Annotated in this window: 1 protein-coding gene; it reads right to left on the reverse strand. The window is 73.2% G+C overall.

The window, feature by feature from the left end; genetic code table 11:
* Nucleotides 1-361: 361 nt before the first annotated feature.
* Nucleotides 362-1135, reverse strand: coding sequence for a triose-phosphate isomerase (locus L3K22_RS16630; RefSeq protein ID WP_263312370.1), 774 nt, complete (start codon nucleotides 1133-1135; stop codon nucleotides 362-364).
* Nucleotides 1136-1207 lie beyond the last annotated feature (72 nt).

A 1207-nucleotide genomic window follows, 5' to 3' on the forward strand; every position in this document is an offset into this window, starting at 1 on the left:
GGGGTGCGCCCGCGGGCCGGGGCGCGAGGGAGTCCCGCCGGGACGTGCCGGGTGCCGGCGGGGCGAGGGGCTCTGGGGGCTCATGGGAACCGCGGACCTCTCTGTGGACGGAGCTGAGGTCTCGACGGGGAGGGCCCTGCGGTCGGGCCTCGAGGCGATCGCGGGAGGCGACCTGCGCGGCCGCGGACCCGGCGTGGGCCCTCGTCGTCGACGGCTCCCAGACTATCGCGGCACCGTGAGGATCCCCTGGGGGATGTCCCCCTGATCCTGGGAGGGAGGTCCGGGGCAGGCGGCGTCCTCGGGGAGGGCGGAGGAGGTGTCCATGCCCCCACCGCAGCACATCCCGGCGCGGGGGGAGGGATCAGGCGGCCGCGTGCGCCTCGGCGATCCGCAGCAGCTCGAGATAGCCCTCCAGCTTCCACGCGGTGCGGCCGACGAAAAGGCCGGTCACGTGCTCGATCCCGAGCAGGCCGGCGGCGTTGTCGAGGTTGACCGATCCGCCGTAGAGCAGCCCCGTGACCTTCCCCGAGTACCGCCCTCCGAGCGCGGCGAAGGGCTCGACGAGCTCATCGACCGTCGCGGGGCGGCCCTTCTCGCCGATCGCCCAGATCGGCTCGTAGGCGATCACCACGCGGGCGAGCTCCTCGGCGGAGAGCCCCTCGAGCGCGCCCGCGGCCTGCTCGAGGATGAACGCGCTCGAGTCGCCGGCCTCCTTCACCTCGGCGCTCTCGCCGATGCACAGCAGCGGGGTGAGCCCGTGACGCAGCGCCGCGGCGACCTTGAGGCGCGTGGTCTCCACGGTCTCGCCGAAGTGCTCGCGACGCTCCGAGTGCCCGATCTCGACGACCTGGGCGCCGGCGTCCTTCGCCTGCGGCACGGAGACCTCGCCGGTCCACGCGCCCTCGTCCTCCCAGTGCGCGTTCTGCACGCCGAGCAGCACGGGGGAACCCTCGCCGAGGACCTCCCGCACCGTCGTGGTGGCGGTGAAGGAGGGGATCACGAAGGGCTGCACGCCTGAGGGGGCCTGCCCGCCGTGCTCGCTCGCGAGGTGATCGCGCAGGCCCTCGGCCCAGGCGCGGCCCTCGGCGAGAGTCTTGGTCATCTTCCAGCTGGTGCCGATCCAGAGGGGGGACATGCTGCTCCTTCGACGAGACGTGCCATGTGGGTGGGGGAGTTGTTCGACGTCCGGTACCAGTTTCCTGGTACC

The sequence above is a fragment of the Brachybacterium atlanticum genome (assembly GCF_025669985.1).
GTDB classification, from domain to species: domain Bacteria; phylum Actinomycetota; class Actinomycetes; order Actinomycetales; family Dermabacteraceae; genus Brachybacterium; species Brachybacterium conglomeratum.

Coding starts and splice junctions, on each gene's coding strand:
- L3K22_RS16630 (WP_263312370.1), bottom strand. CDS start 1,135: ATGTCCCCCCTCTGGATCGGCACCAGCTGGAAGATGACCAAGACTCTC.